Source organism: Lacihabitans sp. CCS-44, from assembly GCF_024343735.1.
Taxonomy (GTDB): Bacteria; Bacteroidota; Bacteroidia; order Cytophagales; family Spirosomataceae; genus Leadbetterella.
Window position 1 is genome coordinate 101,235 of record NZ_RJUE01000007.1, and the last position, 11,062, is coordinate 112,296.

General features: G+C 35.8%; 8 protein-coding genes and 2 rRNA genes. 7 read left to right on the forward strand and 3 right to left on the reverse strand.

The genetic code is table 11. The features are described from left to right. Positions 1-70 precede the first annotated feature (70 nt). From crtD to holB, 7 genes are all read left to right on the forward strand, one after another. On the forward strand, positions 71-1,546 hold the full coding sequence (gene crtD / locus EGI26_RS05650) for a 1-hydroxycarotenoid 3,4-desaturase CrtD (protein WP_255076918.1): 1,476 nt from the start codon (positions 71-73) through the stop codon (positions 1,544-1,546). A 251-nt stretch (positions 1,547-1,797) separates the two neighbouring features. Continuing rightward, positions 1,798-2,598, forward strand: coding sequence for a hypothetical protein (locus EGI26_RS05655; RefSeq protein ID WP_255076919.1), 801 nt, complete (start codon positions 1,798-1,800; stop codon positions 2,596-2,598). A 258-nt stretch (positions 2,599-2,856) separates the two neighbouring features. Continuing rightward, a complete protein-coding gene (locus EGI26_RS05660; protein ID WP_255076920.1) occupies positions 2,857-4,143 on the forward strand; it encodes a DUF937 domain-containing protein in 1,287 nt (428 codons plus the stop codon). Positions 4,144-4,190: 47 nt separating this feature from the next. Then, entirely contained in the window at positions 4,191-5,321 is a 1,131-nt protein-coding gene (locus EGI26_RS05665; protein WP_255076921.1) for a PLP-dependent aspartate aminotransferase family protein, read from the forward strand. 75 nt (positions 5,322-5,396) lie between these two features. Beyond that, a complete protein-coding gene (locus tag EGI26_RS05670; protein WP_255076922.1) occupies positions 5,397-6,980 on the forward strand; it encodes a S8 family peptidase in 1,584 nt (527 codons plus the stop codon). A 48-nt stretch (positions 6,981-7,028) separates the two neighbouring features. Further along, positions 7,029-8,207, forward strand: coding sequence for a putative sugar nucleotidyl transferase (locus tag EGI26_RS05675; protein WP_255076923.1), 1,179 nt, complete (start codon positions 7,029-7,031; stop codon positions 8,205-8,207). A gap of 5 nt (positions 8,208-8,212) precedes the next feature. Next, a complete protein-coding gene (gene holB / locus EGI26_RS05680; RefSeq protein WP_255076924.1) occupies positions 8,213-9,313 on the forward strand; it encodes a DNA polymerase III subunit delta' in 1,101 nt (366 codons plus the stop codon). A 5-nt stretch (positions 9,314-9,318) separates the two neighbouring features. On the opposite strand, the gene EGI26_RS05685 is transcribed toward holB, so the two are convergent. The 3 genes from EGI26_RS05685 to EGI26_RS05695 all read right to left on the reverse strand — a co-directional run. Continuing rightward, complete coding sequence (locus tag EGI26_RS05685) at positions 9,319-9,966, reverse strand: START domain-containing protein (RefSeq protein ID WP_255076925.1); 648 nt, start codon at positions 9,964-9,966, stop codon at positions 9,319-9,321. 154 nt (positions 9,967-10,120) lie between these two features. Further along, positions 10,121-10,232, reverse strand: a 5S ribosomal RNA gene (gene rrf / locus EGI26_RS05690). Positions 10,233-10,393: 161 nt separating this feature from the next. Next, positions 10,394-11,062 (reverse strand): 23S ribosomal RNA (locus EGI26_RS05695); the annotation flags it as partial.

An 11,062-nucleotide genomic window follows, 5' to 3' on the forward strand; every position in this document is an offset into this window, starting at 1 on the left:
AAAACAATAAAAAAAAGCATTCTAAAAACAATGTTGGTCATCTTTGGTTTCTTAAAAAATATAGCACATAATGAAAAAAATTGCGGTGATTGGTAGTGGGCCCGGCGGCCTGGCGGTTGCTATCAGGTTGGCTACCATGAAATACCAAGTAGAAGTTTTCGAATCTAACCACTACCCTGGAGGCAAACTTAACGAATTTCATTCAGAAGGTTTTCGATTTGATGGTGGTCCATCTCTTTTTACACTGCCTTCATTAGTTGACGACTTATTCATAGCCGCAGGCAAAAAACCACAAGATTATTTCAAATACAATAAGCTAGACGAAGTTTGCAGATACTTTTGGGAAGATAAAACACGATTGACGATTCCTGCAAGCAACGAACTTTTTGACAAATCCGTTGCTGAAACTCTGCATGAAAAGCCTGGCAAGATTTTGCAGTATCTTAAAAATAGCTCATTCAAATATGAGGTTTTGAGCGAACTTTTCATTTATAGAAGTTTACACAAATTATCTACATGGTTGTCTAAAGAGGCCTTTAGAGGCTATTTTAACATCCTGAAAATGGGTATTTTTGAAACATTCCATCAGTTGAATCGGAAGTCATTTAGTAATATAAAAACCGTTCAACTATTTGACCGCTATGCTACTTACAACGGCTCAAGCCCTTTCAAAACTCCCGCTACCATGAGCATTATTCCGCATTTGGAATATAACATTGGAGCGTTTTTACCCGAAAAAGGAATGTATCACATTGCAGATTCCCTATATAAACTTGCAATGGAATTGGGAGTAAGGTTTCATTTCAACGCAAAGGTAGATGAAATAATTATTGAAAATGACATAGCTAAAGCTATAAGACTAGGTCAGAAAATAACCGAAAGCTATGACGCAATAGTTAGTAACATGGATATTACGCCTACTTATTTAAAACTTATGCCCAAAATCAAGCCCCCAAAAAAACTTTTAAATCAAGAAAAAAGTGGTTCTGGCTTGATTTTTTATTGGGGAATAAATAGAGAGTTTTCTCAGCTTGGCTTACACAATATTTTCTTTAGTGATGATTATAAAACAGAATTTCATCGTCAATTTGAAGACAAAGACATTTCAGAAGATCCGACAATCTACATAAATATCACAAGCAAAATAATTACATCAGACGCTCCAAATGGCTCAGAAAACTGGTTTGTACTCATAAATGCTCCTTCAAATGTAGGTCAGGATTGGGAATTGATTATAAAAAAAACTAGAGCTGCAATACTCACAAAACTCAAGCGAATTTTGGGTGTAGATATTGAACCTTATATTGTTACCGAGAGAGTGTTAGACCCTGTTAAAATAGAAATTAATACATCAAGCAGCCAAGGTTCCTTATATGGAAACAGTTCAAACAACAGATATGCAGCTTTTCTACGCCACCCAAACTTCTCCAACAATATAAAAAATTTATATTTTGTTGGTGGAAGTGTGCATCCAGGAGGAGGAATTCCCCTTGCTATTTCATCAGCAAAAATCACATCTGAAATTATGGCACGGAAATTGTCATGATGTAAATACTACCATAAAATAAAAAATTCTCTTAAAAAAGTTTAGTTTTTCGCTTTGATGAGAGTATTCCTAATAAAACTTTAAAGATAAAAACAAACACCTAAAATTACACATAACTAACTAATTAAAAGCACATTGAATAGAACTTAATAAATCCCGCCCAGTTTCACCTATCTTCAAAACTACAGTATGGTATAGTTTTTGTAACCACTTAATTAGAATTATCGAGTGAATTTATAAAAACTACCTACGTGAAAAAGAATTCTTTATTGTTTATCGGAATTTTGTTTTTTTCTACGTTGATTTTTTCTTGCAAAAAGAAGAAGGATGATCCTGCTAGTCAGAATACAAAATGCCCACTGTTATCAGTAGATGGCCCAACAGGCAACATTCGAAACTACGAATGGGTTGGCAGTAAACTAGTTCGGGTTTTCAGCAGAGATTCTATTCCAACAGTTGTTGTATTTCGTTACAACAACAAAAACCTCGCAGAGTCAATGGAGATCACTACAGAAAATAGTGCCGAAAAATACCTTGTAAAGTTTGTTTATGGAGCTGATAATATCATCAACAAAAGTAATGTATCAATCAACGGAATTCAATTCATGACCAATGAATTTGTTTACAATGAAAACAACCAACTTTCAAGTATAAAAACAACGGTTGAGCTTTTTGGAAGAAAAGTTTCTGGCAAAACCCGTCTTGAATATGCAAATAGTAACGTGGCCAAAGTATATTCTTCCATAAACGATGAACTTGAGACTTTGGCATTTACTGGAGAAAAATATGATACTAAAAAACAATTTTTCCCAGAAGTGTACAAAACTGCCGCTCTTGGTTTTGTTGGCATCGCCAACAACTTCTTTTCTTATTTCGGAGAAAACAATATGATCTCTGGAAAAGTGTACAACGACAGAGGAAAAGTGGATCAAGAGACCCAAATTGATTATTTATACAATAATACCGGATTACCAATTCAATCCGAAACTGTTTCTGTAAGAAACGGTAAAAAAAGCGTCGAAGTGTGTAGTTACAGTTTCGACTGCAAATGAGTTGGCTTAAGTGCAATAAAACTAATAATCCTAGTGATCAAAAGAAGTCTCCAATTTTTGGAGATTTTCTTTTTTATAAACTATCCTAATCAACACATTATCAAAATACAAAACACTATTTCTAATATTCTAAGCTTTTTTTCGTATTGATTGGGCATGGTTTTTGTATTTTTTCTAAACATGGTTATGGAATTCTAAATTCCACACTTAAGTATTACAATAGTTTTAAAACAAGAGATATTTCAAACCAATAATTAGATGGATTTTTTATCAAAAATAAAAAAAACAATAACTGCAAAAACCGTAGAAAACCTAGCGACTTTTCTAGGAGAAAAAACCACGGATGTAGAATCAGGAATTGGATTAAGCCTAAATTCATTCATTGCAGGAATTTTGAAATATGCACAGTCAGATGTTGAGCTTAAAAACATCATTAATGTATTAAACGATGGTGGCCATACTGGTGACATCTTAAACAATATAGAATCGTTTTCTAGCAACTTCGAAAAAACACAACTACTGGTAACTATTGGTAACAACATATCTACCCATTTCCTCGGCAATAAAGTTTCACTTTTGGTAGAAAAAGTATCTGAGATTTCAGAAATACGTAAAACAAGTGCATCATCACTTTTAAGTTTATCGGCACCTATAGTATTAGGATTTATTGGTAAAACAATGAAAGAGAACAGTTTGGACTTGGTTGGCTTAAGAAACCATTTTAAAGAAATAAATGATCCTATAATTCATTCATTACCCCCCGCAATAAATAATATTTTCCAATTCAAAAAGAGTGTAAACTCTCCGATTCCAGCTAATTTGACAGCTTCAAGTCCAGAAAAAAAAGCAAAAACTAGCACAAATAAAAAAGTAAATTGGCTCATAATTTTACCTTGGTTAATTCTGGGCATTGCTGGCTTGTCAGTTTTATACTTCGCCAAATTTGCAAAAAAAGAAATCAGCGAAATCCCGATGACGGTAGTAACAGAAAAACCTCAAGATGACCTCATCCCTGAAGACTTCCTTCCTGACTCTACGATATCGAATTTGCCCGTAGAAAAAAATATCGTCCCGATACCCTTAGAGAAAAACCCTCCGACTGAAGAAAAAAAGGTCGTTGAAGAAAATAAGTCATCAGGTACAAAACAACAAACAACTGCTGAAGAAGCAAAAAAAGAGAGTTCAAAACCAATTATTAAGAATGAAACTCCAACAACTAGAATTTCTACTGAGAGTAAAATTACAGAACAGGACACAAAAACCCCTTCTGGATGGAGTATATTAAATGGTACGGCTTTCAAAAAGAATAGTGCAGAAATCTCCAACTCTTCCGTGATTAATGGATTATTTGGACAATTGAAAAATGCGAACAAAAGTATCAGAATTTCTCCACTTTCTGGTGGCAATAAAGCTTTAGCTGAAGACAGAGCCTACGCATTGAGAGAGTTTTTAATAGAAAAAGGAATATCTGAAGACCAAATTACAGTAACGAACCCATTGACTGGTTTTAATCCAAATGGAATAGTATACAGAATCTCTAACTAAATGCTAAATATTTTGGCCGATTTCTTAAATTTGCTGTAAAAAAATCAATGGCAAACTTAGAGACCTCGATTATACATCAAACATTAGAAAATGAAAATACAGGAGCCATAGTATCTCCATTGATTCAAAGTACAACTTTCAAAAGAGATGACAATGGGGCTTTTTTAGAGGGTAGAGATATTTACACAAGAGCCTCCAATCCAAACAGGAGATTATTAGAAAAAAAACTATCCATGCTGGAAAATGGAACAGATGCTGCATGCTTTGCTTCGGGTCAAGCCGCCACTATGAGTATCATTCATTCACTAGGTCAAAATTCACATGTTATACTTCCCGACGATATTTATTATGGTACAAGAGTAATTCTAGAGAATTTATACAAAAACTGGAATATTACTTTTAGCATTGTAGATATGTCAGATATTAAAAATATCGAGCACGCAATCCAGTTGAATACAAAATTAGTATGGGTAGAAACTCCATCAAATCCTAGTTTAAAAATTGCAGATTTAGTAGAAATAGCTAAGCTCTGTAATGAAAACAAGATCCTTTCTGCTGCAGATAATACTTGGTCGTCGCCATACTTCACCAAACCGCTTGACTTGGGTATCGACATTGTTATGCATTCAACTACAAAATACCTCGGTGGTCATTCTGATATTTTAGGTGGAGTGGTGATTTGGAACGAAAAAATCGACCAACAAACAGCACAGTCCATCAGAGATTACCAAACCATCGGAGGCGGTGTGCCTTCACCGTCAGATTGTTGGCTATTGAACCGTAGCCTTTCTACTTTCTTTTTGAGAATGGAGAAGCACAGTGCCAATGCCATCGTACTTGCTAATTTTCTTAACAATCATCCAAAAGTAGAGAAAGTATTCTATCCGGGATTAATCACTCATCCAAACCATGACGTTGCAAAAAAGCAAATGATTAACGGCTTTGGTGGAATGATGTCTATTCTGACAAAAGGAAATGAGCAGGACTGTCTTAAAATTGCATCAAAACTCAAGATATTCCAACATGCTACAAGCTTAGGTGGAGTAGAAAGTTTGGTGGACCATAGGAAATCTGCGGAAGGCTTGCATTCGGTTTCTCCAGAGAATTTACTCAGAATATCAGTTGGGATCGAAAATATTGATGATTTATTAGAAGATTTCAGTCAAGCTCTAAGCTAAAGCCAATAAAAAATCGTTATTTTGCTATTTAATTTAAAAAAATCTCATCAAGGGACTTCAGACTTGTTCAATCTTATGAAAAAAATACTTTTCTTATCTTTTGTTATTTTCAACCTCAATGCTCAAAATCTAAAAACCAAGTTTAATTGGCACAATCTTGATATAATAGAAGATGGCATTAGGGGCATGAGCACAGAAAAAGCTTATACCGAATTACTAAAAAATAGAACTTCAAAAACGGTTATTGTTGGTGTGATTGACTCTGGAATTGATATCAAACATGAAGATTTGAAGGATAATATATGGGTCAATACCAAAGAAATTGCAAACAACGGGATTGATGATGACAACAACGGTTTTATAGATGATGTAAACGGTTGGGATTTTATAGGAGGAGCGGACGGAAAAGATATAAATCATGAACAACTTGAATCTGTAAGATTATACAAGGCTCTTTTTGAAAAATATGGAGACAATCCAAGCAAACGTGATAAAAAGAAAAATAAGGCAGATTTGGCTTTGATGAAAAGTTTAAAAGAGGAAATTGAAAATAAAAAAAGCGAGGCAACTCAGTATCTTCCCATGTACAAAGGTATGTTAGATAAAATTTCTAAAGCCGAAGATATTTTAAGTCAAACTATTGGCAAATCGCCGATTTCCAAAGAAGATGTTCAGAAAATTGATGATCAAAATGTAGACAGATCAGTGCGTGCTGCCAAACAAGTATGGCTAAATTTGAACGCTATGGGAGCCACCAAAGCTGACATAATGGATGGAGTAACACATTTTGAAGAAGAACTCAACTACAACCTAAACAATGACTTTGATGCTAGAAAAGTAATCGGAGACGACTTGAAATCTCTTGGCTATAGCAAATATGGCAACAACGAAGTCACTGGCCCAGACGCCATGCACGGAACACATGTAGCAGGCATTATAGGTGCTTCTAGAAATAATTCTTTTGGTGTGAAAGGCGTAGCGGATAATGTCAAAATAATGACCATAAGATGTGTACCAAACGGAGATGAAAGAGACAAAGACGTGGCCAATGCAATCAAATATGCAGTTGATAACGGAGCTGAAATAATCAATATGAGTTTTGGAAAGCCTTATTCTCCAGAAAAAAACTGGGTAGATGAGGCCGTAAAATATGCTGAATCCAAAGGTGTCCTTCTAGTTTCTGCTGCTGGAAATGAGAATGAAGATATTGACCAGCATGTGCATTATCCTACAAGAATCTTAAAGTCTGGTACAGAAGTTAAAAATTGGATAACTGTTGGTGCAAGTAACTTTGAAGATGGAGAAAGCTTACCTGCTGAATTTTCGAATTATGGCAAAAAGGGAGTTGATGTTTTCGCACCAGGAGTAGCTATTTACTCTACAGTTCCAGGTTCTAAATATGAAGAAAAGCAAGGTACTAGCATGGCATCTCCGGCAGTTGCTGGAGTAGCTGCTTTATTGAAATCTTATTTTCCCAATCTCACTGCTCAACAGCTGAAAAATATCATTCTTGAGTCTACTGTAAAACTTTCTGGACAAGAAGTAAATGTTCCTGGAGAAAAAATCAAGAAGGATTTTGCAGAGTTAAGTGTTACTGCTGGAATTGTGAATACTTATAATGCCGTTAAAATGGCCATTCAGATTTCTGAAAAACAATAATGTTTAAGGATTTTAAAGTAATTTTGCATCCGAAACATAAAATTTCGGATGAACATTATTCTTTTTGACCAACCCAGCTTTCGTAATCAATTAAAACCAATTACCCTTACCCGGCCAATTGGAAAAGTAAGAATTGGAATACTCACCATAGATGAAAAATGGAAGAAATATCTGGATTCTGAGGTGTCATTTCTTACTGAAGAGTATTTAAATAAGAAATTTCCTACAAATTACGATGACAAAAACATTTATATAAATGCGTCTTGCTTACCAAATACCGATTTTGCAAAAGCTATTTTGGAACTAAAAGAAAATGAAACTTTAGTTTATAATAACCTCCCAATAGCTTTTTGTAGTTCATTAAAATTCGGATTTGGTGGACAAGAAATTAGCGGTAATAGAAATCTGACCTACTCTGGACAGGATATTGTTTGCATAAAAGAACTTCCTCATTTATTTCTAAATAATGGTCAACAGATTCAATCAGACTTTGATTTATTAACAGCCAACCGTCACTCAAATAAAATTGAAGACAAACACACAGCTGTGTATAACGAAAAAAATATTTTCATAGAAGATGGCGTCAGTATTAAAGCAGCTATTTTTAACGCTGAAAATGGCCCGATTTATATTAGTAAAAACGCGATTATACAAGAAGGTAGTTTATTAATTGGACCTGTCTCTATCGGGGAGGATTCAATGGTAGCTTTTGGAGCTAAAATTCGACCAAATACCACATTGGGTCCAGTTTCGAGAGTTGGTGGGGAGGTTGGAAATACTATTTTTCAGGGATACTCTAACAAAGCCCATGACGGCTTTCTTGGCAATTCATATATAGGAGAATGGTGCAATTTAGGAGCCAACACCAACAATTCAAATCTCAAAAATGATTATAAAAGTGTAAAAATTTATAATTACGACTTACACGATTTCTACGACACGCAAGAAATATTCTGTGGTACTTTTATGGGAGATTTCTCTAAAGCTGGAATCAGTACGATGTTTAATACTGGAACTGTGGTTGGAGTTTCTTCAAATATATATGGATCAGGATTTCAAGAAAAATACATTTCAAGTTTTTCTTGGGGAGGAAAAAGTGAAGGTTATGAGAAATACCGATTTGACAAAGCAATAGATGTTATTAATGCAACTATGGCACGTAGAGAAAAACAACTTAATACAGATGAAATAGAAATCCTGAGCTATTTGTCCAATAATAATCAATAAGGAAAATGCAATTTGCTGAGATACCTGGCTTGGAAGAGGTTAAAAACCACTTGATAAATTCTGTAAAAACCAATCATGTTGCCCATGCTATACTTTTCGATGGAGCATCAGGTAGTGCTTCATTGCCTATGGCTTTAGCTTTTGCTACCTATATAAATTGCCAACAACCCTCGGATTTTGATTCATGTGGTGTATGTGCTTCCTGTCAAAAAATCAAGAAAATTGCTCACCCTGATTTTATTTTCGCTTACCCTACTGCTGGCGGAAAAAAAATACTCTCAGAGAATTTTATTAAAGAATGGAGAAACTTTCTTGAGGATAGTCCATACGGAACACTTTCTGATTGGCTTGAAGCCATAGAAATAAAGCAAGGAAATATTCCAGTTGAAGAATCCCGCCAAATAATTCAAAATTTAAGTCTAAAATCTTACGAAGGAGGATACAAAATAGTTCTTATATGGATGGTTGAGGCAATGGGACAATCTGCTGCAAATGCCCTATTAAAAATACTTGAAGAGCCCCCGGAGAAGACACTCTTCCTTCTCATAACCAGTGATTCTAATAGGTTGCTTACTACGATAATTTCACGGACACAGAGAATTGCAATTAGAAATACCAGCAATGCAGAGCTTACTTCTTTTCTTACAAAAACCAAAGGTGTCTCTGAAGAAAGGGCAAATCAAATCTATTTTTTATCTGAAGGAAACATCAACAAAGCCTTAGAAATAATAGATCAAAAAGACCAAAATGAGAAAAGTTGGTTTGCAAATTGGATGCGGTATTGCTATGCTTTTGACTTAGCAAAACTCATTCCCTTATCTGATGATTTCGATGCTCTGACCAAAGAAAATCAAAAAAGTCTTTTAGAGTATGGACTAAAGATGATAAGAGAAATATATCTTCAATCAGTCGGAACTGAAAATCTAATTAAGCTCGAGGGAGAAGAACTTCAGTTTGTTCAAAAATTTTCCAGAGTATTCAAATTTGAAAATATTAGTCAAATAGTTGAAGAAATATCGCACAGTCAACTTTTGATAGAAAGGAATGTTCGTGCCAAGATTGTATTCTTAGATGCCTCCCTAGCTATAGCTCGTCTAATAAAATGATATTATCAGTTAACGATATTGTGTGAGTTAGCATTCCTGTATTTCTCTAATTTCAGCATTTTTTTCAAACCCTTTATCGAATTAACTGGCCCTTCGTCAATAAATAAGTTAACTACAGCTGCAGGCAATTCTCCACCTGGATCTGAGTGAAATATATAGGTACCCTTCACTCCATTTGCAGTTGGAACAAACGTCCATTTTGCATAAAAATCTTTGATTCTAACAAGATCCTTCTTTTCAGGTAAACTCCTCCAATTGCAAATATCTTCTGAAACCACCTCTTTAGTCTGAAGATTTTGATACAACTTATTGATAGCAACTATGTCTCTATCCGAAGAGGGCCAAGGCATATCAATTCTATTATAGTACTCCACTTGATTCGGGCCGATAACCTTTAATACTTTTGAATGATCTACCTTATAAATCCACTTATTAAAAGAAGAAACATCTAATAAAGCCTCAGTTATAGTACTTAAATTACAATCAAACATTGTTTCTATCTTCACATCTTTCAAATTCCCACTCCCTACTTTCCTATGATAAATTGAAATCCCATCCGATTTTTTAATAAATTTCCAATCGTTGGTTTGCGAGAACCCAATATTTGAAAAGAAACAAAGTAGAATTGTTACGAAAACAGCTTTAAAATTCATAAATGATGTTAATTTATTCAAATACTTAAATATTGAGAAACTACAACTTATACTTTACAATCAAAACTAAAAAATATTAAGAAGAATTACTTTCTATAATCAGTCTAAAACAAAAAAACCTCAACACTTACGTATTGAGGTTTCATAAATAAAAAACTGGCATCTACCTACTCTCCCGGGTTTGATCCAAGTACCATCGGCGGTGCGGGGCTTAACTGCTCTGTTCGAAATGGGAAGAGGTGATCACCCGCCCTATCAACACCATGAATAATCCTGCCCCCTAGCCCCCGATGGGGGAATCTAGTTGACTATTTCTTCTGACTGTCTTTTGGACATCTAAATTCTTTTGACATTAATGTTAGCTCTCTTTATTCCCCCTTTGGGGGTTAGGGGGCTAACATTGTGATTGAGAAAGACTGAAAATAAAAATTTAAGAGCTCTCGGTTCATTAGTACTACTCGGCTGCATACATTACTGCACTTCCACCTGTAGCCTATCTACGTCATAATCTCTAACGTTCCTCAAGGGAAGTCTCATCTTGAGGTGGGTTTCACACTTAGATGCTTTCAGCGTTTATCCCGTCCCGACTTAGCTACTCTGCCGTGCCCTTGGCAAGACAACAGATACACCAGCGGTCAGTCCAATTCGGTCCTCTCGTACTAAAATCAGAGCCTCTCAAACTTCCTACGCCCACCACAGATAGGGACCGAACTGTCTCACGACGTTCTGAACCCAGCTCGCGTGCCACTTTAATCGGCGAACAGCCGAACCCTTGGGACCTTCTCCAGCCCCAGGATGTGACGAGCCGACATCGAGGTGCCAAACCTCCCCGTCGATATGAGCTCTTGGGGGAGATCAGCCTGTTATCCCCGGAGTACCTTTTATCCTTTGAGCGATGGCCCTTCCATGCAGAACCACCGGATCACTATATCCTACTTTCGTACCTGTTCGACTTGTTTGTCTCGCAGTCAAGCTCCCTTTTGCTATTGCACTCATCGCACGGTTACCAAGCGTGCTGAGGGAACCTTTGAAAGCCTCCGTTACTCTTTTGGAGGCGACCACCCCAGTCAAACTACCCACCAAGCGGTGTCCCCCA